The sequence below is a fragment of the Clostridium sp. FP1 genome (assembly GCF_011065975.2).
Taxonomy (GTDB): domain Bacteria; phylum Bacillota; class Clostridia; order Clostridiales; family Clostridiaceae; genus Clostridium_AD; species Clostridium_AD tagluense.
The window spans coordinates 1,871,061-1,895,313 of record NZ_JAAMNJ020000001.1; the positions used below are offsets into that span (position 1 = coordinate 1,871,061).

Here is a 24,253-nt window from a genome sequence, read left to right on the forward strand (position 1 = left end):
TGAAAGCAAGGTGTTTTTTTATTACTCATGAATAACTAATGTGGCTGTCAACCAAATAAACTTAAGGAAATATTAAGGTTTTTTATTGTAAATAATTAAGATGTGTCTATTACAATGGAAATAAAACTAAAGTTCATTTTAGTTATGATTTTTGCTATACTGTTAGGAGGAGGAATTTATAGAATGGTAGATTCTATTTTCTTAGAAGGGAGTTTGTTATGGGTAAAGAAGTTATTTTGGCGGTTGATGATGAAAAAGAAATTAGAGATTTAATAGGTATATACCTATTAAATGATGGCTATAGCGTTCTTAAGGCTGCTAATGGAGTGGAAGCCTTAAATGTTTTAAAAGATGAGCATGTAGATTTAATTATACTTGATATTATGATGCCTATTATGGATGGGTTGGAAGCTTGTATAAAAATAAGAGAAGATAAAAATATGCCTATTATTATGCTTTCAGCTAAAAGTGAAGATATGGATAAAATTATGGGGCTTACCACAGGCGCAGATGATTATGTTTCTAAACCATTTAATCCACTTGAACTTTTAGCAAGGGTAAAATCTCAGCTACGTAAATACAAGAGATCAAATCAAATTGAAGAGAAGGATGAGAGTATAATCGAGGTAGACGATTTATACATAAATACCAATACCCACGAGATTAAAATTGGAGATAAAGATGTAAGGCTTACACCTAGAGAATTTGATATATTGCTTCTTATTGCCAGAAATAGAGGCATAGTTTTTAGCGTAAAGAGAATATATGAAGCTGTGTGGAAAGAAGAATTTATGGAATCAGATAACACTATAATGGTGCACATAAGAAAGATAAGAGAGAAAATAGAGGAGAATCCAAGAAAACCAAGGTTTATTAAAACTATTTGGGGAGTAGGTTACAAAATTGAAAACTAAATTTGTTGAAATAATTAAATGGATCTTCGATCCACTTATAAGTATATCTATGTCAATTAGAGATAAAGTGAAAAAAAGTATAAGATTTGAGTTAATTATAATATTTGCTATGTGTCTTTTAGTAGCTATTTTAATTGGAGGAGCATCTAATAAATTTCTAGAATTAAAAGATAAACGTATAAAAATAGATTATAGTCAAAGTATAGGAAGGATATCAGATCAGCTTAAGAACATTGCAAATAATATTAACGAAAAAAATATTAGCATAAGTGCTAAATTTGAATTGCAACAAATTTTAAATCAGTATAAACATAATGAAAATTATAAAATACTAATTTGTAATTTAGAAGGAAATGTAATGTATAAATCTGACAATGCAAGTGATACACAGGTGGATATATATAATACTATAAAAAGTTTCCTGGAAAATAAGAGTTTATTATTAAAAGACACAGAATACAAAAAAGAATATAGAAGCTTTTATCCATTGAAATTTAATGATGGAAGGGGGTATGTAATAATTATTGGTGAGCTTAATGCTAAAATTGTTTATGAGCATGATATTGATGCTAAGCTACCAGCAGTAATTATTTCATTTTTATCTTTTTTAATAATTTTTTATTTTATAACAAATAAAAAGATGAAATATATAGAAATTGTATCCATAGGGCTTTTGGAAATATCTAAGGGCAATTTAGATTATAGGATAAAAAAATATGGAAATGATGAGTTAGGAATGCTTGCAGATAACATAAATTATATGGCTGAGGAACTTAAAACTAAAATAGAAAGTGAAAGAAAAGCAGAAAAAACAAAGAATGATTTAATAACAAATGTTTCCCATGACCTCAGGACACCATTAACTTCAATTAAAGGATATTTGGAACTTATAAAAAATAAAAAATATATAGAAGAAAATCAGTTGGATCAGTATGCAAATGTATCTTATAATCAAGCAGAAAAGCTTGAACTGTTAATTAATGACCTATTTGAATATACAAAACTTGCAAATAATGCGGTAAAGTTTGATAAACAAAATATCGCATTAAACGAATTGCTTGACCAACTAATTGAAGAGTTAGTACCAATTTTTGAAAATACCACTGTGACAATATCAAAGGAATTCATAAAAGAAAAGGTAATTGTTAATGTAGATCCAAATAAAATTGCAAGGGTATTTGAAAATATATTGATAAATGCCATAAGATATAGTCTGAGGCCTAGCGCTATAAGGGTTATACTTACTGTGAATAATGGGTTTTCATTAGTGTCTATTCAAAATAAATGTGAAAAAATAAGTGATGATAATTTAAGTAAAATATTTGATAGATTTTATAGAGTAGAGCAGTCAAGATCATCTAATACTGGAGGAAGTGGTTTAGGACTTGCTATTGCTAAAAGTATGGTGGAACTACAAGGTGGATTTATAGAAGCAAAGTATGCAGATGGTTATATAAGTTTTAATGTAAAATTTAAGATTATAAATGAGTAAAACTTCAGGAAGTATTAAGAAATAGTTCAGAGGAAGTTAAGAAAGCAATGCTATACTAAATTTATAGGAAGCTTAATATGCTTTCTGTAAATTTGTAAAAATTTGGAGGAGTAAATATGAATAAGAAAATTATTGCAATTGCAACAAGTTTAGTGGTTAGCGGGGGTGTACTTATGGGAACTGCCTATGCTAGCGCTTCATCATTGTCTGGGTATGAATCCTATAAGTTAGCTATAAAAGACACTACAAATCTAAAAAATGAAACAGCAGATTTAACCCTATCTGTAAAAGACAATGATGCAAGTTTAGTTGATGTGACTTCTAATATTAAGGTTAATGCTGCTACTAAGGCTATGAGTCAGGATACTACAGTTAAGTCCAGTAAGGGAAGTGAAACTTTTACTACAGCGAGTCAAGCTGGAAAAAGTATATCTAAATCTAGCACCAGCGAAATATACAATGTAAAAGAAAATAATCACAAAAACTTCAACAAAAAAGCTGAGGTTATGAATCCTGAAGTGGCTAAAAGTATGGAAGTTGTGTTGGATACTTTAGTGGGTAGCATGAAAAACAATGTAAATGTAACTCCTAATGCAGATGGTAGTAAAAAAGTAGATGTTAAATTAAGCGAAGCTGAAATAATTCCATTAGTAAATGCTATAACATCAATGGCCATGGCAAAAAATAATAATGAACCAATGCACAATGAGAAAGCTGGAAATCTTTATGTGAAAAACATGCTTCCTCAGCTTGCAAGCGGCATCACAGTTAAAAGCGTAAACGTAACTGGAGATATAAATAAAGACAACATAATTAGTAATCAAGTTGCTAAAATAGTTGTAACAGGTCTAGATGCTCAAGGTAAAACTCATGAAGTCACTATTAATGCCACTTTAAATTTATCGAAAATTAATAATACAACACCAGATACTATAAACTTAACTGGTAAACAAGTAAAAACTATAACTAACGAGTTCAAGGGAAGAAATTAAAGAACTTCATTTTATTATTAAACAGTAAAAATTAAGAAGTTTAAATTATAAAGTTAAAATGAAATTGGGAAAGCTCTCATTGTGTTAAAGCATGTGGATTTCACAGTTTTCATTTTAACTTTTTAGAATAAGGAGCAGAGCTATTATGGAAAAAGTATTAGAAGTAGAAGGTCTGACTAAACTTTATAGCAATGGTAGAGGTGTAGTGGATATAAGTTTTGAAGTTTATAAAGGGGATGTATTTGGATTTCTTGGACCAAATGGTGCAGGTAAAACAACAGTAATGAAGGCTATTACTGGACTAAATACCTTTAAAAATGGAAGGGTTGAAATTTTAGGCTTTGATTTAAAAACACAGTTTGAAAAGGCTTTAGGTAAAGTAGGAGCTATTATTGAAACCGCAGATCTTTATGAATATATGAGTGCTTATTACAATTTAAAAATTGCCTCAAGATTTTATAAAAACATGGAAAAATATAGTATAGATGAAATACTTGATATAGTTCAATTAACTAAATTTAAAAAGGAAAAAGTTTCTAAGTTTTCATTGGGAATGAAACAGAGGTTAGCGTTAGCAATAGCTCTTATATCAAAACCAGAATTAGTGATTTTAGATGAACCTACTAATGGACTTGATATAGAAGGTACTATTGCAATGAGAAACCTTATAATAGAACTCGCGACTTTGAGCGGAATAACATTTTTCATATCTAGTCACCTTGTGCATGAAATAGAACTGATGTGCAATAGAGTAGCAATAATTAATAATGGACAGCTTATAAATAATGGGGAGGACATTAAAAGTATAAAAGAAAAATATGCCTCTTTGGAGGATTTTTATATGAATGAAGTAAAAAGTGTAAGAGGTGAAAGAGATGAATAACCTTAAAGCTAATATAATAAATGAAGTTCAAAAGCTATTTTTAAAGAAAAAGATAACAGTATTATTAATAATTACAGCTATAATATGTTTTTTATCAGCATCTTTTATTTCCAGTATTCAAGCAAAACTAGTATTTATAGCAATGGATTCTATAAGCTTTCCTTTGATGACTCTAACTATATTTACTAATATATTTTTACCACTATTTATATTTATGGCAGTAGCAGAGCTATTTTCAGGAGAATTGGGGGATAAATCACTAAAACTAGTTCTCATAAGACCTATTAGTAGGTTGAAAATTTTCATTTCTAAGAATACAGCCATAGCTATATATATAATCATAAACTTAGTTGTTGTATTTGTTGTATCAATGCTTTCAAGTATGCTTTTAAATAGTAAATCTAGTTTTAATGTACCTAATATTATGTTTGCATATTTTATTGATGTGATCCCAGCAGTGGTTTTAGCTTTGTTTGCATCACTTATAGCACAGTTTTTTAAAAGTAGCAGTGGAGCTATAATTACTTGTATTTTATGTTTTATTGGAATTAAGGTACTTTCACTATTTTTAAGTGGATTAAACAATATGCTTTTTACTTCTTATTTAAACTGGTACTCAAGATGGACTGTAGGCCAATTAAGTTTTCTAACAACAATTAATACACTATTTATGGTATTATCCTACGGAGTAATTTTTTTTACAGTTGGGTATTATTTTTTTGATAAGAAGGAAGTATAATTCTTATAGATAAAATATAACAAGGATTAAAAATAGATGACATCTATAGATAATAACCTATCTATAGATGTCATCTATTTTTAAAAAACCAATATTTATTATATAATTATTGATGGAATTACATAGTGTTTTGCAAATTGTCATAAGTTTATACAAAACATGTGATTGGTGTCTTGTATAAAATTTGAAGTTGTAGTACGCAGGAGAAAAACAATCTATAATTGCTTTGAAATTCAGAGAACCAATGAGGGGGAAATAAATTATGAACAAAAGATCAAAAAAATTCTTATCATTATTAATATCAACAATGCTGGTAGGTTCATTATTGGTAGGTTGCACTGCAAGTAAAACAGTTGAGAAAAAAAGTACTACAGCGGTTACTCAAACTGAAAAAAAAGAAGCGCCTTATGTTGATGGCAGCTACATAACTGATGCAAAATGGTTATCACAGAATTTGAAAAATAAAGATATTTTGATTTTAGATGCTAGATTAGATAAAGATTATGCAAAAGGACATATTCCTGGTGCAATAAATGTTGCTTGGCAAGGATTTTCAAACATGGAAGGAAAGCCTGGAGACAAAGGATGGGGAGTGGTTCTTTCTGATGATAAACTTTCACAAAAACTATCAGCTATAGGAGTAGACAAAACCAAAACCATAGTTATTTATGCTGATAATAAAAGTGGTTGGGGTGAAGACGGAAGATTTGTATGGATGCTTAAAATGGCTGGTATTCAAAATGCAAAAATGCTGAATGGTGGATTTAATTTCTGGGAAAGTAGCAAATACGAGGTTTCAAAAGAGGTAATATCTCCAGTGGCTAGCAGTTTTAAAGTTGAAAATTCAAATAAGGCGGGTACTATTAACACTGAAGAATTAGTCCATAAACTTGGCAAGGTTAAAATTTTGGATAGTAGAGAAAAAGATGAGTATAATGGCGCAGTTAAATTTGGTGAAGCAAGAGGTGGGCATATTCCAGGAGCTATAAATCTAACTTTTAATTCACTTTTTAAGGAAGATAAAACATTTAAAAATGCAGATGAAATAGAGGCAATATTTAAAGCTGCTGGCTTAAATAAAGAAGACGAAATAGTAACATATTGTACAGCAGGAATAAGATCAGCACATTTAGCTTTAGCACTCAGAATGATGGGATATAATAATGTTAAAAATTATGATGAATCTTTCTATACTTGGGCTAAGGATGCAAGTTTAAAGGTAGAAAAATAATATATAACATTAAAAGGGGGTAAAAAACTAGTGAAACAATTTAAAAAATCAACTTACATAAAAATTGCTATAATTATAGCAATTACAATTTTACTTTTTACGAAGCCTGTAAAAGAAATGATTTTTATGCTAAGTATGATAAATGTTGACGCTATTAAAGGATATATTTTATCCTTTGGCGTATGGGCTCCAGTTATATCCTTTATTCTAATGATACTTCAATCCGTTATTGCACCATTACCCGCTTTTATAATAACCTTTGCTAACGCAGGGTTATTTGGTTGGGTGAATGGAGCACTACTATCTTGGAGTAGTGCAATGGTGGGTGCAATATTATGCTTTTTCATTGCAAGGCTACTCGGTAGAGACATCGTAGAAAAATTAACAAGCAAATTTGCTCTGAAAAGTATCGATGACTTTTTTGAAAGACATGGTAAATATGCAATATTAATTGCTAGATTACTTCCTTTCATATCCTTTGATATTGTAAGTTATGCAGCAGGACTTACATCCATGAGTTTTTGGTCTTTCTTTGTAGCTACTGGTATTGGACAACTTCCTGCAACAATTATTTACTCTTATGTTGGTGGAATGCTAGCTGGTGGAACAAAAATGATGGTTTTTGGACTTTTAACTTTATTTGCTGTAAGCATATTAATGTTGCTAATTAAAAAGATATATAAGGAAAAAAACAAATAACAAGGTAAATTGTATGTTTCAAACAGAAAGGTTCGGCATGTAGGATGCTCTGATAGTAGAACATCCTACATGCTTTCACTTTCATGATTATGGTTTATAATTTCTAATTTAGATAAATAAATTTTTAAAAGGCGTATATTGAACTATATCTAAAAAAACAAGGCAAAGGATGATTATCTATGAGGAAAATTAGTTTAAGTGAGGATATCTTAAAGCGAGTAGATACCATGTCAAAGGAATGTATTGCTTGCAAGAAGTGTATGAAAAACTGTATAATGTTAGATGAATATTGCTCGTCTCCTAAAGAACTTTTCAGTGAAATAATAAGAGACCGTGAAATAGATATAAAAATACCTTATTCTTGCAACCTATGCAATTTATGCAGTGAGGTATGTCCCAGGGATATCAATCAAAAGGAGCTTTATTTAGAATTACGAAGATATGCTTTTAAAAATCATAAAAAAGCTATAATGCCATTAGGGTATAAGGTAGTAAAATTTCATCAGAAAAATAGTTTTTCAAGATTTTTTTCAGCCAGTTCAAAAGGAGTAGAAAATGTTAGTCAAACTGTATTTATTCCAGGATGTAGTCTTATGTCTTATAGTCCTGAAATGGTTATGAAAACTTATAAGTATCTTCAAAATATTATACCAGGAATAAAAATTATTTTGAAATGTTGCGGAAATCCAACTCATACTATGGGAGATGAGAAGGGGTTTAAACAATATTATTCTCAACTTGACCATGAGATTCAAAAATTAAAGGTAACTGAAATAATTACAACTTGTCCCAATTGTTTTATAAGTATAAAAAAGAATAGCCCTAATTTGAAAATTACTACGGTTTGGGAGAAAATCAATGAAAGTATTATCCCTGACGGTTTGCTAAATAAATATGACAATGTAGATATTAAATTTAGTCTTCATGATCCGTGCCCAACAAGATATGAAGGCAATACGCAGGGCGCAGTTCGAGAAATTATAAAAAAAATGGGGATTAAAATGGAAGAATTTAAATTTTCCAAAGGGCAAACAGTATGTTGTGGAGCCGGTGCTATGGTAGGGGTAACTAATAACAAGCTTGCAACAGAGCATATGGGTAAAAGAGCAGCAGATGCTCCCTCAGACCATATATTAACTTACTGCCAAACTTGCGCGGAATCTTTGTCAATAGGAGAAAAAAATGCTGTGCATTTATTGGATTTGATGTTTAATGAAGAGATGTTTTCAAATCTTATTTTTCAGCAGAAAAAAAGTAATACTGCTGAAAAGTGGATGAATAGGTATAAAGGTAAAAGAAGAATTCAAAAACTTTAAAGTATAAAATAGATAAGAGGTTAACAACCTCTAATAGTATTTATAGAGTAGAAAGGATTGATAAAAATGTTAGACACTCACGGTAGAAAATATATAAGTCCACTTTTTAAGGGTGTAGCTAATATTTTTTTAAACTTAAATATGACAGCTAACAACATAACAATTATAGCCTTTATAATTGGCTTATTACCTTTTGCATTTATTTATGTGGATAAGCCTTTAATTGCAGTTACACTTTTATGGGTATCAGGTTTTCTTGATGCTGTAGATGGTGAAATGGCAAGAGTTAGTAACACTTCAACCCCTTGGGGAACACTTATGGATATAACTTTTGATCGGTTAGTTGAACTGGGGATTATTTTAGCAATGGCCTTGAAAGAGCCGCAGTCTAGGATGCAGTTATTATTTTTAACAGCTGCAATAGTATTATCTATGACTGTTTTTTTAACAGTAGGTGCACTTTCTCAAAATAAGGGAAGTAAATCTTTCTATTACCAAGCGGGAGTGGCAGAGCGAACAGAAGGGTTCATATTTTTTACCCTAATGATTTTGATACCTACGCATCTTCAATTAGTAACGGGTATATTCTCAATAGTAATTGTAATAACTGCACTTCAGAGGTTGATAGAGGCTAGAAGAATTTTAAAGTAAAATATTTGTCGAAGAATAAAGGGTTTGAGCATTTATTATAGAATATATTATTTAAGGTAATTGAATATTAATAATAAAAGAAATAAAATTATAAAAAGAGTAAATTGGAAGGATGGTGAATAAAATAGATTATAAAAAATTAAAAAAAGATTTATTGGATAAAGTAGGTACATTAGGAATCAAGTCACCAGTTGTGACTGTAGAAAGTACAAGTGAAAAGGAACTTCTTAAATTGGCAAAGGAATATAATTTAAATATTTCAGATTATATAAATGATTAGTGATTAATTTATACTTTATAGATATAACAAAATAAATTTGTTTTATAAAATACCCTAGGAGATTTTAAGCTTCTAGGGTATTAATTGTCTTAAGAATACATGCAAAATTGGAAATATTAAGGCCGAATGACTTAGCTTACTTATTGACTTATTTAAATAGTATATTCATAATAAAAGAGTAATTTAAATTACTCTTTTATTATGAATTCAAATGGGGGAAATATAATGATTACAAAATTAAAGAAAATACAATACAATTCACCAGTGATATTAACTTTTACTTTTTTAGCTCTTGCTAGCTATTTACTAGGTTATTTGACAAATGGTACTTTGACTTCCTTTCTTTTTTCAAATTATAGAACCTCTTTTTTGGATCCACTTCAATATGTAAGACTTTTTTCTTATATATTAGGTCATGCTAATTGGGCTCATTTTTCAGGAAATTTCATAATAATTTTAATAACAGGACCTATGTTAGAAGAAAAATATGGTTCAAAAGTTTTAGTGAGGTTAATATTAGTAACAGCTTTTGTTACTGGCATAATACACATACTTTTCTCTGGTAATGCTCTTTTGGGTGCCAGCGGTATTGTTTATATGTTTATTATTCTAAGCTCCTTTACAAATGCTGAAAAAGGGAAAATTCCACTGACTTTAATAATTGTGTTTTTTGTATTCGTTGGTAGGGAAATCTTTGGAGGTGCTTTTAAGCAAGATAATATCTCTCAACTTGCACATATTATTGGTGGAAGCTTTGGGGCGTTATTTGCCTTTAAGATTAAATATTAAGAAAATATATATAAAGATGATAGCAAAAACTTGTAATAAGGGTTTGCTATTTTTTTTAGGGAAATTATGCCTGAAATAAATTTTAGTAAATAAGAATAATGGAATTACTTCATACATATAAATATTGTAAAGTGAAATGTAAGAACAGGTGGAGAAAAGTGCATGGTGAAGCTAGAATAATATGACAAGATCCCAATAATAATACAACTAAATACAATGATAAATAATAAATGGCAGAGAAAATGAGCCGCATTATTATAAAGTGTTATGCTTTATTTCGATGCGGCTTTATATATATACAATGTAAACGTTTCAATAGGACTAATTTAAAAAAGGGGTGTTGTTAATGGCTAAGTATGTAATGGCTCTAGATCAGGGGACAACCAGTTCAAGATGTATATTATTTGATAAAAAAGGACTTATCGTAACATCCGCTCAAAAGGAATTTACTCAGTTCTACCCAAAAGCAGGTTGGGTAGAACACGATCCAATGGAAATTTGGTCAAGTCAAATTAGTGTTGCAACAGAAGCCATGGCCAAGATTAACGCTACGGCGTCTGACATAGCAGCAATAGGTATTACAAATCAAAGAGAAACAACTGTGGTTTGGGACAGGCGAACGGGGGTTCCAGTATATAACGCAATTGTATGGCAATGCAGAAGAACCGCTGGTACTTGTGATGAATTAAGAGAAAAAGGCTTTGATAAAGTTGTTAGAGTTAAAACAGGATTGATTTTAGATGCTTACTTTTCTGGGACAAAAATAAAATGGATATTAGACAATGTAGAGGGAGCTAGAGCAGAGGCGCAGGCCGGTAATTTATTATTTGGTAACATAGATACATGGTTAATCTGGAATTTAACAAAAGGAAAAACCTATGTAACAGACTATTCTAATGCTTCAAGAACATTACTTTTTAACATTCATGAATTAAAATGGGATGAAGAAATTTTAGAAACATTAAACATACCAAAATCAATGCTTCCAGAAGTTAAACCTTCAAGTTGTGTTTATGGACATACAGATGTGACCTTGTTTGGAGGAGAAATACCTATTGCAGGCGCTGCAGGAGATCAACAAGCAGCATTGTTTGGACAAACTTGTTATGAACCAGGAACAGCTAAAAACACTTATGGTACAGGATGCTTTATGCTTATGAATACAGGAGAAAAAGCAATTGAATCCACAAAAGGATTACTTACTACTATTGCTTGGGGAATAGACGACAAAGTAGAGTATGCACTTGAAGGCAGTGTATTTATAGCAGGAGCCGCAATACAATGGTTAAGAGATGAGCTTAGAATGATTAATAATGCTGCTGATTCTGAAGAATATGCTAAAGCAGTAGAAGATACAAATGGAGTATATGTAGTTCCTGCTTTTGTTGGACTTGGAGCACCATATTGGGATCCTTATGCAAGAGGAACAATAGTAGGTCTTACAAGAGGAGCAAAGAAGGAACATTTAATAAGAGCTACTCTCGAAGCCCTTGCATACCAAACAAATGATGTTTTAAAAGCAATGCAAGAAGATTCTGGAATTACACTTAAAGCCTTAAAAGTAGACGGAGGAGCTTGCGCAAACAATTTCTTAATGCAGTTCCAATCTGATATTTTAGGAGTTCAAGTAGATAGACCAGAAGTTATTGAAACTACTGCGCTAGGTGCAGCTTATCTTGCAGGACTTGCAGTAGGATATTGGAAAAGCAAAGGTGAAGTAGCAGAAAACTGGGCCATATCAAGAACATTTACACCAGATATGACAGTAGAAAAGAGGGAGGATTTATTAAAGGGCTGGCATACAGCTGTTAAGAGATCAGCTGGAAATCTAGAATAGTAAGAGCTAGTAAATAATAAAAAATACGAGGGGGTATGTATAATGTCACATTTTATGGCGGAACTTTTAGGTACTGCACTTTTGATTCTTTTAGGAGATGGAGTCGTAGCAGGTGTTTTATTAAGCAAAAGTAAAGCTCAAAATTCAGGACACATCGTTATTACATGGGGATGGGCTTTAGCTGTTGGTATATCTGCTTATATTTTTGGACCAATAAGTGGAGGACATTTCAATCCGGCTGTTACTTTAGGATTTGCTGCAATCGGAAAATTTGCATGGGCAGATGTTCCAATGTATATCATTGCACAGATGATTGGAGCGATACTTGGAGCAACGCTAGTTTGGTTGCATTATTTACCACACTGGGCAGAAACGAAAGACAAGGGTCTAAAACTTGGAGTGTTTTGTACAGCACCAGCAATTCGTAACACACCAGCAAATTTTATATCAGAATTTATTGGGACATTTGTATTAGTATTTGGTATTTTAGGAGTAGGTAATACGAAAATGGCAGATGGTTTTGGACCACTTGTAGTAGCTCTTATTATTTTAGTTATAGGTCTTTCACTAGGTGGAACCACTGGTTATGCAATTAATCCTGCAAGAGATTTAGGACCACGTATAGCTCATGCTATTTTACCTATAGCAGGTAAGGGAGATTCAGATTGGAAATATGCTTGGATACCAGTAGTAGCTCCAATTTGTGGAGGAATAGTAGCAGCATTGACATTTGTAGCTGTATTTTAAATAATACAATTGTAGGAATAAAATAAGCAATGGAGAATTAGATAGAGAATAAGAGGTAGAGTTAGGAAAGTCTTAATTTAGGGTGTAAATGACCTTGAATTAAGGCTCTCTCTTTTTAAAAAAGGAGGGCTTATCAATGTTTGATGTAATAATTATTGGAGTGGGTGTTACAAGATGCTCCATAGCAAGAGAATTAAATTTAGAAAAACTTTAGATCACTAAGTTTGGAGGGAATTCAAAATTTCTCCTAGGAAAAAATAAGCAGAATATAGAATAAACAATGAAAAAAGGCAAATTTAGTGATATAATGTATTAAAAAATCATAGAAGAAAGGATGATAAACATGAGCGACAGAGATAAGGCAGAAGAGCTTTTACTTAAACATTTGAAGAATGATAAATTAATCATTCATTGTTATGCTGTTGAAGCTGTAATGGGTGCTTTAGCTGAAAAATTAGAACCTGAAAACAAAAACGAGTGGGGAATAACAGGTCTGTTGCATGACTTAGATGAAACAACCATAGATTGGCTTAAAAATCCAGAACTACATGGCCCCACTGCAGTAGAGATATTAAAAACAGAAGGCTTTGGTAATGAACGTATATACCATGCAATATGTGCACATAACCAGTTAAATGGAACAAAGATAGTAAGTAAAATGGATGCAGCAGCTTATGCCGGCGACCCTATAACTGGATTTATTACGGCTATTGCGCTTGCCTATCCAGATAAAAAACTCTCAAATGTAAAAGTAAAATCTATAGTAAAAAGAATGAAAGACACAAGATTTGCTGCTAGTGCCAATAGAGAAGCCATGTATTCCATTGTGAATTTAGGGATTCCCTTCGAAGAATTTGCAGAACTTTCTTTAAATGCCATGCTTAAAATTTCTGATAAGCTTGGTTTGTAAAGTCATAAAGGCAATTGAATAGGATAAAAAATCCGGTTAGGGTGTGAAAAGTACCACAACTGGTTTTTTTTATTTGTACTAAAAATAATTCAAAATTATATATAGCGGTAAATTTTTTCTCAAAGGAAAATACAACATCGGATGACTTGATTGCAAAAGCGGACAATATCATGTATGAAGAAAAGAAAAAAGGCACAAATATAGAGTTAAATAAAATTGGAGATGGTAAATATGGAAAATGAACTTGCAAGAATAAAAGAAGAACTATGGAAAGGGTATAAATCTATACGCTTTTCAGCAGGTGGCTATGAAGCATTAATGATAACAGATGTTGGAGCTAATATCATAGAATTAAAGGAGTCTATAAGAGGCTTAAGCTTGCTTAGAACTCCTGTGAACAATTTGGATTTTGAAGTCTTTAAGGCAGCGCCTCAAGTTTATGGGTTGCCAGTATTATTTCCACCAAATAGAATAGAAGATGGGATCTTTAAAATGGAAGACAAAGTATATAAATTTCCAATAAATGAAACTAAACTTAATAATTATATTCATGGTTTTATTAAAAATGAAAAATGGAAAATATCTAGAAGTGAAATCATTCAGGGAGAAAAAGTTGAAATAGAGGCTGTTTTTGATTTTAGCAAAGAACATGAATTTTATAAGTACTTCCCTCATGAATTTCAGTTTAAATTAGTTTATAATCTTTCAAGTAGTGGGTTAAAGCAAACGATAGGTATTATTAATTTAAGCAATGAGAAAATGCCAATGGGAATAGGATTTCACACAGCTTTTAACATACCTTTTCACCCAGAAAGTGTGGAGAAAGATTATAGACTAATAGCATCAATAGATAAGAGATGGGAACAAGACACGCGAAACTTACCTACAGGAAAAATTTTAGAGCTAACTGAAGACGAGAAGCAATATGTAAATAAGGGTATAAATCCACTAGAGAAGGAACTAGAATCTCATTATATAATGAAAAATGTAAATATAAATGGGAAAGAATTTCATGGAGCGATAATTGAGGATACTTCTAAAGGAATAAGACTAATTTATGAAATGGGTAATGATTACAAGCATATGGTTATCTGGAATGATTTGGGGGGCAGTAATTATGTTTGTGTAGAGCCTCAAACTTGTGCAATAAATGCTCCAAACATTAATTTAGAAGATAGCGTAACTGGATTTAAAACCTTACGCCCTAATGAGACCTGGAGAGAGGAATGCAGGATATATATAGAAGACTTATAAATTAAATTTTAAAATGCACAGTTATTATCTGTGCATTTTAAAATTTAAGCAAAATCATAGAAAAAGCTACTTTATGTGCTAATTTGTCTCAATTTTTGATTGTTTTGCATTTGTACTTACTTTTTGGCTTTGATTTTAAAGATTAAACCTAAAACTTGCAAAGCGATTAATGGAGTTAAAGCCACCATGGCAATTATGCCAAATCCATCAATTAATACGTTGGCTCCTTCAATGGAGTCAGCAGCCCCTTGTGCAAAAGCTAAAATGAAAGTGGCTGTCATTGGTCCAGAAGCAACACCCCCAGAGTCAAATGCTATTCCTACGAATAGCTTCGGTACAAAGTATGACATAATAACTGAAATTGTGTATCCTGGTAAAAGGAAATGCCACAACTGAATTTCAGGTATAATTATTCTTACCATTGATAATGCTACTGCAAAGGCAACTCCTATAGAAAGAGTTAAAATTACTACATTCTTTTTTATATGTCCATGGGTTACAGCTTCTATCTGATTAGTGAGTACATGAACAGCTGGCTCGGCTAATATTACTACTAATCCAAGTATAAAACCGACAAGGATAAGAATCCAATTACTATTTAAGGAAGCAACACTGTATCCTACTACCCTTCCAATTTCTATAAAACCAGCATTTACTCCTGTTAAAAATAAGACTAATCCAATATAAGAATATAAAAGACCTTTTAATATGTTTGAAAATGATTTTTTTGAAAGCTTAAACGATATTTTATTGAATATAAAAAACAATAATAATAATGGAAGTAAAGTGAAAAAAACTTCAACTATCTTGGTTGGTAATATTTCAATAAATGGATTTATAATAGAGGTTGAGTCTAAAGCACTATTTGTTAGGGAACCAGTAACTTTATCAGATGTTGATATAATGCTCATAATAATAACGGATAAAATAGCGCCTGTAGATGCAATGGCTACTAGTCCAAAACTATCTTCTTCAGAGGCTATTTCATCTTTTTTTAATGAAGATACGCCTAAGGCAAGAGCTAATATAAATGGAACGGTCATTGCGCCGGTAGTAGCACCTGAGGCATCAAATGATATTGCTAAAAATTCGGAAGATGTGAATAAAGATAGTACAAAAACAACCAAATATATTATAGTTAACATTTTATGTAATGATTTATTATAAACTATTCGTAATAAACCTACAGATAACATAATCGCAATTCCTATGGAGACAATAACTAAAATTGAAAGTTTAGTTATTACTCCTGATGTAACAGCACTAACTTGACCAGCAAGAATATGTAAATCAGGTTCAGCAATTGTAATAAAAAAACCTAGTATTAATCCAGAAATACACAAGACAATTATTTTATTGGTTTTAGCAAGAGAATTGCCCATTAGTGTACCAATAGGAGTAACTCCAATATCAACACCAAATAAAAATATAGATAATCCAAATACTATAAAAATAGTACCTAGTAGAAATCTAAGTATTAGATGTGTTTCAAGAGGAATGATTGTAAAATTCAATAGTAATACTATCAAAGTAATAGGGAGTACAGAAAATAAAACTTCTTTAAATTTTTTAATAAGGATATTCAAATATACATCACGTCCATTCATAAAGTTTAAAAACTAAAATTTAGATTGTTGCTTATTTCGTTTATTACGTAAAAATTCAATAAAATTATTTACTTCTTCTATCTCTTTGTCTGTTAAATCATCAATGCCAGAAAGACGTGTAGAAGTAATGGAAGAAGGAGAGGCAATATCCATATAGCCTGCAGCTCTCATAATATCTTCATAGGGTAAATCTAGAGCATTAGCTATGTATTTTAATACCAGTGGTGAGGGATTCTTTCTTTCTCCATTTTCAAGTCTATGTATCTCAGTATGACTTATGTTTGCCATTAAAGCTAGCTTACGACTAGATAAGTTTCTTGCAGTTCTATGCTCAAGAATAAATTTCCCAATATCGCTCAACATAATACCTCCGTTTATATAATATATATATAGTATAACATTTTTGTAACCTTAAGGCAACAATACTATTACAATTTGGTGTCAATAGGTTACAAATTATTTAGAAAAATTAATAAAGCATATATTTAACTGCTTGTGATATTTGATTTAATAAAAAGTGTAAAGAAGGGTTATAGTGAATTGTTAAGTAATATTAATGAATATAGATTATAATAGGATTAAAGATAGTAATGGTTGAATTTAAAACCACGCAATAAAGCGAAAGGATGATGAATTATGGCTATAAATAGTGTTCAAGAGTATTTTAAAAAATGGGGCAAGGATAAAGATATTTTAGAATTTGTAACATCCAGTGCTACTGTTGAACTTGCAGCCCAATCAATAGGTGTAGAACCTGCAAGAATCGCTAAGACTATTTGTTTTAAAAATGGAGAAGGAGCTATGCTAATAGTTACAGCAGGTGATACAAAAACAGACAATAGAAAATTTAAGGATGAATTTGGTTTTAAAGCAAAGATGTTAACCCCGGATGAAACCCTTGAGTATACGGGACATGCAGTAGGTGGAGTTTGCCCCTTTGGTTTAGAAAATGATATACCTGTATTTTTAGACAAATCTCTTAAGCGATTTGTTACCGTTTATCCAGCTTGTGGAAGTAGCAATTCAGCCATTAAGCTTACCTGCGAGGAACTCCATAAATATTCACAAAACAAGAAGTGGATAGATGTTGGTAAAGGTTGGGAAGTAAAATAATATAGAATATTATTTGTTTGATACTAACATAAATTCAGTCCTCTTATATTTAAGTGAAATTTATGCTATAATGTAAGCTGTAGACATGTGTAAATAAACAATAACAGCAATAAGAGATAAAACTCTTTTGGATTCTCAATTGGAAAAATAAGGTTTCAGATTTATGTTCTGGGCCTTTTTACTTTTGGTGGGAATTATTAATAAACTTAGAAATTCTAATATATGGATAAAATAAACAGGAAACCTTATTTTTATGGTTCCTTGCGGGTAAGGAAGAAGGGAAAGAAAAATGATTAAGCTGGAAGAAATATATAAGCTTTGTGAATGTTGTGAAAAACAAGATAGAAAAACAGGAATTATGAAACTAATGGAGAAAGGTTATAGTGAGATTATCGCAACAAAATATTATAACATTTGGAAAAGACATTACATGGATTGTAGCAGTCAAGATTCAACGCTTTCTGGTATTTATATAAAGACTAGTAAAGAAAAAAGACTTTTAGAAGAGTGCACATTTACGGAACGCCAAAGGTATCTCGAAGCATTAAGTAAAGAGCAACTTATACAAATAGCACAGGCAATGCTTAAATAATATACAAAAACAATTATAAATGTATACAAATAAAATTTGGTTATTATTGTAATAATATTATTCTGAGTATTTCAATTAGTTAAACTAAAGTCAATAGCAATTGGCAGTTAAGCTAGACATAGTAGTAATTGTGTGATATAGTGGAATAATTGGCACTCATTACCATAGAGTGTTAAAAAATAAGTTAATAGAACTATTAAAAGTCGCTTTTTATGGAAGTGGCTTTTTTGATAGGCAATTAACACAAATATATCCATAATTTATATATATACCTAAAAATGGATAAGAGATAAGGGGTGAAACTAAATGGGAGATAAAAATCCGAACAAGCTGAAAAAAAAGAAGAAGATAGTTGAAAAAGGTACTGTAGAGGTTGCTACAGTAACGGTAAAAGCAAGAAAATCTAAAAAATAACAATAAAAAGCATTTACTTAGGTAAGTGCTTTTTATTGTTATTTTTATATAAAATCACTAAGTATTGGGTGCTAGGGCTAAGAAGGAGCGGTGATAGTATCTAGCATTAATAGATTAGTTAGTGATATAATAATAGTATAAATATTCTAATTAAAGGGAGGGTTATTTTATGGATGTAGAAAAGCTAACGGTAAAGGTTCAACAATCATTAAATGAGGCTCAATTAATAGCAGTAAAAAATAATCATCAGCAAATAGATACAATACATTTATTTGCAGCACTTATTGCTCAAGAGGATGGGCTTATTCCTAACATATTCAGTAAAATGGGAGTGAATATAAAGCAGCTTAATGAGGATATTAACAAAGAAGTAAACCGAATGCCCAGAGTTACAGGAAGTGGTGCAGATACTGCATCTGTTTATGCGACTAGAAGGTTTGAGGAAGTTTTTGTTCGTGCAGAAGATGAAGCTAAAAAATTCAAAGATTCGTTTATAAGTGTGGAACATGTAATGCTTGGGCTTATGGATGTAAAAACTAAAGAAATCGGAGATATTTTAAAGAAATTTAATATAACTAAAGAAGAATTTTTGAATGCACTTTCAACCGTTCGTGGAAATCAAAGAGTGGAGAATCCTGATCCAGAAGGTACTTATGAGGCTCTAGTAAAATATGGTTCAAACCTTGTGGAGCAAGCTAAAAAGCATAAATTAGATCCTGTCATAGGACGTGATGAAGAAATTAGGCGGGTTATAAGGATACTTTCTAGAAGGACTAAAAATAATCCTGTACTTATAGGAGAGCCTGGAGTAGGCAAAACTGCTATAGTGGAGGGACTTGCTCAAAGGATTGTAAAGGGAGATGTACCAGAAGGACTTAAAAACAAAATAGTATTTTCTTTAGACATGGGAGCTCTTATTGCAGGGGCAAAATTTAAAGGTGAGTTTGAAGAAAGACTTAAAGCAGTGCTTAAAGAGGTAGAAAATAGTGAAGGTAAAATAATTTTATTTATAGATGAAATTCATAATATAGTGGGAGCAGGAAAATCAGAGGGTTCCATGGATGCAGGAAACATGATAAAACCACTGCTTGCCAGAGGAAGTCTTCATTGTATTGGTGCAACTACTTTTGATGAATATAGAAAATACCTAGAAAAAGATAAGGCATTAGAGCGAAGGTTTCAACCAGTAATTGTTGAGGAGCCAACTGTTGAAGATGCTGTGTCAATACTTAGAGGTCTCAAAGAAAAATTTGAAATATATCATGGGATACGAATTCATGATTCAGCCATAGTAGCCGCAGCAAAACTTTCGGATAGATATATAACCGCAAGATTTCTACCAGATAAGGCAATAGATCTTATAGATGAAGCTTGTGCTATGATCAGGACTGAAATAGATAGTATGCCTACTGAGATGGATATGACTAAACGTAAAATATTTCAACTAGAAATTGAAAAGAATGCACTATCAAAAGAAAAAGATGAGGCTTCAAAGAAAAGGCTGGAAGTCTTGGAGAAAGAATTAAGTAATTTAAAAGATAAAGATAATGAAATGACAGCAAAATATGAAAAAGAAAAATCTAAGATAGTTGAAATTAGAAATTTAAAAGCAGAGCTAGATGCCTACAGAGGGGATATAGAAAAATCAGAAAGAGAATATGATTTAAGCAGAGTGGCAGAACTTAAATATGGAGTAATTCCAAAACTAGAAGCTCAGATAAAAGAAAAAGAAGCAGTTATACATGAAAATAATGAAACAGCTATGCTTAAAGAAGAGGTAACAGAAAGTGAAATTTCACAGATAGTATCAAAATGGACTGGAATACCTGTAGCAAATCTAGTAGAAGGAGAAAGAAAAAAACTCCTAAGGCTTGAAGAAGTGTTATCAGAAAGAGTAATTGGGCAAAAAGAAGCGGTAACTGCGGTTTCAAATGCGGTTATCCGCGCAAGAGCAGGCATGAAGGACCCAAGAAGACCTATTGGTTCCTTCATATTCCTTGGACCAACCGGTGTTGGAAAAACTGAACTTGCAAAAACATTAGCTAAAACTCTATTTGATAGTAAAGAAAGTATAATAAGAATAGACATGTCAGAGTACATGGAAAAATATTCTGTATCAAGGCTTATAGGAGCTCCACCAGGTTATGTAGGTTATGAAGAGGGTGGTCAACTTACGGAAGCTGTTAGGAGGAAACCTTACAGTGTTATATTATTTGATGAAATAGAAAAGGCTCATGAAGATGTGTTTAATATATTTCTTCAGATACTAGATGATGGAAGGCTTACAGATAATCAAGGTAAAATTGTTAATTTTAAAAACTGCATAATAATTATGACTTCAAACATTGGAAGTAGTTATCTTTTGGAAAACAAAGAAAGTGGAGGTATAGAGCAATATATTCGTGATAGAGTTATTAGCGAGCTTAAGACCAAATTTAAACCGGAATTTTTAAATAGATTGGATGATATTATACTATTTAAACCACTAGATACAAAAGAAATAAAAGGTATAGTAGATATATTCCTTGAAGAAATCAAAAACAGGCTTAAAGACAAAAATATATCAATGAAAGTGACTGATGGTGCTAAAGAGCTTATGGCAGAGGAAGGCTATGATCCAATTTATGGTGCACGTCCACTAAAGAGATATATTGAAAATGTCTTAGAAACATCTATCGCTAAGAAAATTATCAGGGGAGATATTAGTGAGGGCTCTATCATTGGGGTAGATGCTAAAGATCAGCAAATTATAATAGAAAAGATTCAATAATTGTGTTTAGTTTTAGTAAAAATTGAGAACTAGGTTGCAGAGATGCGATTTAGTCCTCGATTTTTTGTATTAGGTTATGTTTTGTTTTATCTCTTTGCAGATATTAATAATAATTGACAATGAAACAGTTATTTAACATAATAGGGTTGGACATGCGTCTAGATAAAACAAAAATTATTTTGAAAGAGGAGATTATATAATGAATGAGTTTTTAAAAATTGTAAGAGAAAGAAGATCAGCTAACAAATTTATTGAAAATGTTGTAATACCAAAAGGAGATTTTAATGAAATATTTACAGAACTCTCATTGGCGCCTTCTGCATTTAATTTACAACATGCTAATTATTATGTTGTAGAAGATAAATCATTAACGGATAAAATTTATGATGCGGCTTTTAAACAGTATAAAATAAAAACTGCTTCAGCAACAATAATAGTTACTGGAGATAAAAATGCTTATTTATCAGCGGAAACCATATATGAAGGGTCAATGATGCTGGGGATGATAGATAAAACTGAATACCAAATTCTAATTGATAGCATTAATCATGTATATGAAGATGGTGGAAAAGGCTTTCAACATGATGAAGCTATTAGGAATGCATCTATATCAGCAATGTTATTTATGCTTTTAGCTAAGAATAAAGACTGGGATACGTGTCCAATGATATATTTTGATAAAGATAAAATCAGTAAGTTATTAAATATTCCAGAAAATGAAGTGCCAGTTATTATGATTACCATGGGTAAAATGGACAAAAGTAGTAGTAAAATAAGAGGTTATAGAAAGCCTACTGCTGAATTTGTAAAATTTTATTAATTAATTATATAAGGATTTATTGAACCAATGAAAATTAAGAATAAATCAATTTTTTCTCCGCTTTCCAATAAAAGAAATGATGAATATGGTGGAGAAATACTCGGAAGAATTAAAATTCATTTAGATGTTATTAAAGCAGTAAAGGATGCCGTTGGTAATGAATTTCCAATTCTTCTTAGATTAGGAGCTTCTGATTATATGGAAGGTGGAAGTACAATTGAAGATAGTAAAACTGCAGCCCTAGAATTTGAAAGGGCAGGAGTAGATGTTCTTGATATTTCTGGAGGATTTTGTGGATATACTGTCACCGGTAACACTAGTCAAGGATATTTTTCATCCCTAACTGAAGCTATTAAGGAAGTTGTGTCAATTCCAGTAATACTCACTGGTGGAATTACGCAGGCTCATGCAGCTGAAAAACTTCTTTCAGAAGGAAAAGCTGATCTTATTGGTGTAGCTAGAGCTATATATAACGACTCTAAGTGGGCCCAAAATGCTATTGAAACGCTTAAATAAGTATTTCAAAAAGATAGAATTATTTAAAGTAGTAAGCCATCGATTTATAAGAGTCGGTGGCGTTCTTATTATGAATCTAAAATGATTTTATAACTTCATGTGAGTTATTGGAATTAGAAATAAATACGCAGCAAAATTTGAAAGGATGATTAGATGGACTTCTTAGTAAACACAATAATAAAGACAATAGTTGATACCTTATATTTGACAGGAATGATAATTCTAGTAGGATTTATTCTTGGATTTTTGAGGGACCATTCGATGGAAAATTTTCAAAGGAGTTTTGGCTTTAAGGTAGTTGCTATTACAGGCATTATAGGGGTTCCCATACACGAAATGTCCCATGCTATCTTTTGTGTTCTCTTTGGACACAAAATTAAAAAAGTGGTGCTTTTTCAGAGGAGAGATGAAAATGGGGTACTTGGGTATGTAAGTCATGCGTATAATCCTAATAGTGTATATCAACAAGCAGGTAATTTTTTTATAGGAATTGCTCCTATATTCGGAGGGATTTCCGTTATAATTGCATTAATGCACATAATGATTCCGAAGACATACAATGAATTTATAAATATATCTTTAAATAATATAAACATAACTAGTATAAGCCCGGAAACAATAAAGGTCATATTGAATTCTTATATTGATTTAATAAAAACAATTTTTTCAATGAATAACTTTGCAAATCCGTACTTTATACTATTCTTATTTTTAGCTATATGTATCTCATCCCATATATCCTTAAGTTCTGCAGATATTAAAGGCGCTTTTAAAGGATTAATTATAATATTCCTTCTAATATTAGTTGTCAATGTTTTTGGCTTTTCAAGATTTTTTGTGGCTGAAAGTATATTGAAGTATAATATTGTACTAATAGGATTTCTTATAGTATCCTTGATTTTTTCTAGTATAACTTACATTGTAAGTTTACTTCTATCAATAATAAAGAATTAATTTAATATTTGCTGAAATAATTGTTATTATTACCAAAATATAATAAATAAGCCAAGAAAAAATAGTGAATAGCCCTCAATTGTAAACATAAAATAATTTATGGTTTACAATTGGGGGCTATTCCATTATTATTAGTATGTACCATGGTGTAAAGGAGGAATATTTATGAAAAATACAAAAAGTTTAATTTTAGTAGCTATGTTTGCAGCTCTAACAGCAATAGGAGCGTTTATTAAGGTGCCAATACCATATGTACCTTTTACCCTGCAATATTTATTTTGTGCGTTAGCTGGCATAATTTTAGGTTCGAGATTAGGCGCATTATCGCAAATAGTTTATGTGGTCATTGGACTTTGCGGGGTGCCTGTATTTACAGAAGGCGGAGGTATTAGCTACATATTTAAACCTACTTTTGGATATCTTATTGGCTTTATAGTAGCGGCCTATGTTATAGGTAAAATAAGAGAGAATGTTGTGGAATTAACTTTTTTAAAGACTATATTTACGCTACTTTTTGGTCTGTTTTTTATATATTTATTTGGAGTTGCATATTTATATATTAGTTATAATTTATACCTAGGAAAAAATATTTCTTTTTATTTTGCCTTTTTTTATGGTTTTGTGGTTTGTATAGCTGGGGATTTGATACTAACAATATTTGCAGCATATATTTCAATGAAATTAATACCCGTATTAAAAAAAAGTGGATATATAGAATAAAAACAATAAAAGA

Annotated in this window: 23 protein-coding genes and 1 pseudogene; 22 read left to right on the plus strand and 2 right to left on the minus strand. The window is 31.1% G+C overall.

The genetic code is table 11. The annotated features are described in order from the left end of the window. The first annotated feature begins 218 nt into the window (after positions 1 to 218). The 15 genes from G9F70_RS09025 to G9F70_RS09095 all read left to right on the plus strand — a co-directional run bounded on the left by G9F70_RS09025 (position 219) and on the right by G9F70_RS09095 (position 14,734). Positions 219 to 914 carry a response regulator transcription factor gene (locus G9F70_RS09025; RefSeq protein WP_164946319.1) on the plus strand — a complete coding sequence of 232 codons (696 nt, stop codon included), beginning with the start codon at positions 219 to 221 and terminating at the stop codon, positions 912 to 914. Then, positions 904 to 2,406, plus strand: a complete 1,503-nt coding sequence (locus tag G9F70_RS09030) for a sensor histidine kinase (protein ID WP_224617480.1) — start codon at positions 904 to 906, stop codon at positions 2,404 to 2,406. Before G9F70_RS09025 ends, G9F70_RS09030 begins: the two co-directional genes overlap by 11 nt. A 116-nt stretch (positions 2,407 to 2,522) precedes the next feature. Beyond that, positions 2,523 to 3,398 carry a hypothetical protein gene (locus tag G9F70_RS09035; protein ID WP_164946318.1) on the plus strand — a complete coding sequence of 292 codons (876 nt, stop codon included), beginning with the start codon at positions 2,523 to 2,525 and terminating at the stop codon, positions 3,396 to 3,398. Positions 3,399 to 3,543: 145 nt separating this feature from the next. Continuing rightward, positions 3,544 to 4,281: an ABC transporter ATP-binding protein gene (locus G9F70_RS09040; RefSeq protein ID WP_164946317.1), complete on the plus strand. Its 738-nt coding sequence runs from the start codon at positions 3,544 to 3,546 to the stop codon at positions 4,279 to 4,281. After that, positions 4,274 to 5,020 carry an ABC transporter permease gene (locus tag G9F70_RS09045; protein WP_164946316.1) on the plus strand — a complete coding sequence of 249 codons (747 nt, stop codon included), beginning with the start codon at positions 4,274 to 4,276 and terminating at the stop codon, positions 5,018 to 5,020. The genes G9F70_RS09040 and G9F70_RS09045 overlap by 8 nt, the downstream gene beginning before the upstream one ends. Before the next feature lie 262 nt (positions 5,021 to 5,282). Then, positions 5,283 to 6,251 (plus strand): sulfurtransferase, encoded by a 969-nt coding sequence (locus G9F70_RS09050; RefSeq protein WP_224617481.1) that lies wholly within the window; start codon positions 5,283 to 5,285, stop codon positions 6,249 to 6,251. Between the two features lie 30 nt (positions 6,252 to 6,281). After that, positions 6,282 to 6,950 (plus strand): TVP38/TMEM64 family protein, encoded by a 669-nt coding sequence (locus G9F70_RS09055; protein WP_411955994.1) that lies wholly within the window; start codon positions 6,282 to 6,284, stop codon positions 6,948 to 6,950. A gap of 179 nt (positions 6,951 to 7,129) precedes the next feature. Continuing rightward, positions 7,130 to 8,266 (plus strand): (Fe-S)-binding protein, encoded by a 1,137-nt coding sequence (locus G9F70_RS09060; RefSeq protein WP_164946315.1) that lies wholly within the window; start codon positions 7,130 to 7,132, stop codon positions 8,264 to 8,266. A 66-nt stretch (positions 8,267 to 8,332) separates the two neighbouring features. Continuing rightward, positions 8,333 to 8,917 carry a CDP-alcohol phosphatidyltransferase family protein gene (locus tag G9F70_RS09065; RefSeq protein WP_164946314.1) on the plus strand — a complete coding sequence of 195 codons (585 nt, stop codon included), beginning with the start codon at positions 8,333 to 8,335 and terminating at the stop codon, positions 8,915 to 8,917. 112 nt (positions 8,918 to 9,029) lie between these two features. After that, positions 9,030 to 9,197, plus strand: coding sequence for a hypothetical protein (locus G9F70_RS09070; protein WP_164946313.1), 168 nt, complete (start codon positions 9,030 to 9,032; stop codon positions 9,195 to 9,197). 225 nt (positions 9,198 to 9,422) lie between these two features. Further along, positions 9,423 to 9,986 carry a rhomboid family intramembrane serine protease gene (locus G9F70_RS09075; protein ID WP_164946312.1) on the plus strand — a complete coding sequence of 188 codons (564 nt, stop codon included), beginning with the start codon at positions 9,423 to 9,425 and terminating at the stop codon, positions 9,984 to 9,986. A 346-nt stretch (positions 9,987 to 10,332) separates the two neighbouring features. Continuing rightward, complete coding sequence (gene glpK, locus G9F70_RS09080) at positions 10,333 to 11,823, plus strand: glycerol kinase GlpK (protein WP_164946311.1); 1,491 nt, start codon at positions 10,333 to 10,335, stop codon at positions 11,821 to 11,823. 42 nt (positions 11,824 to 11,865) lie between these two features. After that, entirely contained in the window at positions 11,866 to 12,570 is a 705-nt protein-coding gene (locus G9F70_RS09085) for an MIP/aquaporin family protein (RefSeq protein WP_164946310.1), read from the plus strand. A gap of 343 nt (positions 12,571 to 12,913) precedes the next feature. Beyond that, positions 12,914 to 13,480: an HD domain-containing protein gene (locus G9F70_RS09090; protein WP_164946309.1), complete on the plus strand. Its 567-nt coding sequence runs from the start codon at positions 12,914 to 12,916 to the stop codon at positions 13,478 to 13,480. A 231-nt stretch (positions 13,481 to 13,711) separates the two neighbouring features. Then, positions 13,712 to 14,734: an aldose 1-epimerase gene (locus G9F70_RS09095; protein ID WP_164946308.1), complete on the plus strand. Its 1,023-nt coding sequence runs from the start codon at positions 13,712 to 13,714 to the stop codon at positions 14,732 to 14,734. A 116-nt stretch (positions 14,735 to 14,850) separates the two neighbouring features. Here the strand turns inward: G9F70_RS09095 and G9F70_RS09100 are convergent, their stop codons facing one another. Continuing rightward, entirely contained in the window at positions 14,851 to 16,320 is a 1,470-nt protein-coding gene (locus G9F70_RS09100) for a DUF1538 domain-containing protein (protein WP_164946307.1), read from the minus strand. Positions 16,321 to 16,353: 33 nt separating this feature from the next. Continuing rightward, positions 16,354 to 16,704: a helix-turn-helix transcriptional regulator gene (locus G9F70_RS09105; RefSeq protein WP_318010991.1), complete on the minus strand. Its 351-nt coding sequence runs from the start codon at positions 16,702 to 16,704 to the stop codon at positions 16,354 to 16,356. 273 nt (positions 16,705 to 16,977) lie between these two features. Here G9F70_RS09105 and G9F70_RS09110 point away from each other — a divergent pair, with 273 nt between their 5' ends. The 7 genes and pseudogenes from G9F70_RS09110 (at position 16,978) to G9F70_RS09140 (ending at position 24,240) form a co-directional block, all read left to right on the plus strand. Continuing rightward, positions 16,978 to 17,454 (plus strand): YbaK/EbsC family protein, encoded by a 477-nt coding sequence (locus G9F70_RS09110; RefSeq protein ID WP_164946306.1) that lies wholly within the window; start codon positions 16,978 to 16,980, stop codon positions 17,452 to 17,454. A gap of 289 nt (positions 17,455 to 17,743) precedes the next feature. Beyond that, on the plus strand, positions 17,744 to 18,046 hold the full coding sequence (locus G9F70_RS09115; protein ID WP_124999787.1) for a hypothetical protein: 303 nt from the start codon (positions 17,744 to 17,746) through the stop codon (positions 18,044 to 18,046). A gap of 583 nt (positions 18,047 to 18,629) precedes the next feature. Beyond that, a complete protein-coding gene (clpB, locus tag G9F70_RS09120) occupies positions 18,630 to 21,230 on the plus strand; it encodes an ATP-dependent chaperone ClpB (RefSeq protein ID WP_164946305.1) in 2,601 nt (866 codons plus the stop codon). Between the two features lie 199 nt (positions 21,231 to 21,429). Continuing rightward, the gene (locus G9F70_RS09125) at positions 21,430 to 22,050 is read left to right on the plus strand and encodes a nitroreductase family protein (RefSeq protein ID WP_164946304.1); all 621 of its coding nucleotides are present in this window, start codon (positions 21,430 to 21,432) and stop codon (positions 22,048 to 22,050) included. Between the two features lie 51 nt (positions 22,051 to 22,101). Continuing rightward, positions 22,102 to 22,566: pseudogene (locus G9F70_RS09130) on the plus strand (tRNA-dihydrouridine synthase); the annotation flags it as partial. A gap of 153 nt (positions 22,567 to 22,719) precedes the next feature. Beyond that, entirely contained in the window at positions 22,720 to 23,520 is an 801-nt protein-coding gene (locus G9F70_RS09135) for a M50 family metallopeptidase (protein WP_164946302.1), read from the plus strand. Between the two features lie 165 nt (positions 23,521 to 23,685). Continuing rightward, positions 23,686 to 24,240, plus strand: coding sequence for a biotin transporter BioY (locus G9F70_RS09140; RefSeq protein WP_164946301.1), 555 nt, complete (start codon positions 23,686 to 23,688; stop codon positions 24,238 to 24,240). The last annotated feature ends 13 nt before the right edge of the window (positions 24,241 to 24,253 follow it).

What these genes read in the sequence shown, in the direction of transcription:
- G9F70_RS09040 (WP_164946317.1), top strand. Translation starts at nt 3,544, where the DNA reads ATGGAAAAAGTATTAGAAGTAGAAGGTCTGACTAAACTTTATAGCAAT.
- G9F70_RS09035 (WP_164946318.1), top strand. Translation starts at nt 2,523, where the DNA reads ATGAATAAGAAAATTATTGCAATTGCAACAAGTTTAGTGGTTAGCGGG.
- G9F70_RS09075 (WP_164946312.1), top strand. Translation starts at nt 9,423, where the DNA reads ATGATTACAAAATTAAAGAAAATACAATACAATTCACCAGTGATATTA.
- G9F70_RS09135 (WP_164946302.1), top strand. Translation starts at nt 22,720, where the DNA reads ATGGACTTCTTAGTAAACACAATAATAAAGACAATAGTTGATACCTTA.
- G9F70_RS09125 (WP_164946304.1), top strand. Translation starts at nt 21,430, where the DNA reads ATGAATGAGTTTTTAAAAATTGTAAGAGAAAGAAGATCAGCTAACAAA.
- G9F70_RS09060 (WP_164946315.1), top strand. Translation starts at nt 7,130, where the DNA reads ATGAGGAAAATTAGTTTAAGTGAGGATATCTTAAAGCGAGTAGATACC.
- G9F70_RS09050 (WP_224617481.1), top strand. Translation starts at nt 5,283, where the DNA reads ATGAACAAAAGATCAAAAAAATTCTTATCATTATTAATATCAACAATG.
- clpB (WP_164946305.1), top strand. Translation starts at nt 18,630, where the DNA reads ATGGATGTAGAAAAGCTAACGGTAAAGGTTCAACAATCATTAAATGAG.
- G9F70_RS09140 (WP_164946301.1), top strand. Translation starts at nt 23,686, where the DNA reads ATGAAAAATACAAAAAGTTTAATTTTAGTAGCTATGTTTGCAGCTCTA.
- G9F70_RS09090 (WP_164946309.1), top strand. Translation starts at nt 12,914, where the DNA reads ATGAGCGACAGAGATAAGGCAGAAGAGCTTTTACTTAAACATTTGAAG.
- G9F70_RS09085 (WP_164946310.1), top strand. Translation starts at nt 11,866, where the DNA reads ATGTCACATTTTATGGCGGAACTTTTAGGTACTGCACTTTTGATTCTT.
- G9F70_RS09105 (WP_318010991.1), bottom strand. Translation starts at nt 16,704, where the DNA reads ATGTTGAGCGATATTGGGAAATTTATTCTTGAGCATAGAACTGCAAGA.
- glpK (WP_164946311.1), top strand. Translation starts at nt 10,333, where the DNA reads ATGGCTAAGTATGTAATGGCTCTAGATCAGGGGACAACCAGTTCAAGA.
- G9F70_RS09065 (WP_164946314.1), top strand. Translation starts at nt 8,333, where the DNA reads ATGTTAGACACTCACGGTAGAAAATATATAAGTCCACTTTTTAAGGGT.
- G9F70_RS09025 (WP_164946319.1), top strand. Translation starts at nt 219, where the DNA reads ATGGGTAAAGAAGTTATTTTGGCGGTTGATGATGAAAAAGAAATTAGA.
- G9F70_RS09110 (WP_164946306.1), top strand. Translation starts at nt 16,978, where the DNA reads ATGGCTATAAATAGTGTTCAAGAGTATTTTAAAAAATGGGGCAAGGAT.
- G9F70_RS09070 (WP_164946313.1), top strand. Translation starts at nt 9,030, where the DNA reads ATGGTGAATAAAATAGATTATAAAAAATTAAAAAAAGATTTATTGGAT.
- G9F70_RS09095 (WP_164946308.1), top strand. Translation starts at nt 13,712, where the DNA reads ATGGAAAATGAACTTGCAAGAATAAAAGAAGAACTATGGAAAGGGTAT.
- G9F70_RS09115 (WP_124999787.1), top strand. Translation starts at nt 17,744, where the DNA reads ATGATTAAGCTGGAAGAAATATATAAGCTTTGTGAATGTTGTGAAAAA.
- G9F70_RS09045 (WP_164946316.1), top strand. Translation starts at nt 4,274, where the DNA reads ATGAATAACCTTAAAGCTAATATAATAAATGAAGTTCAAAAGCTATTT.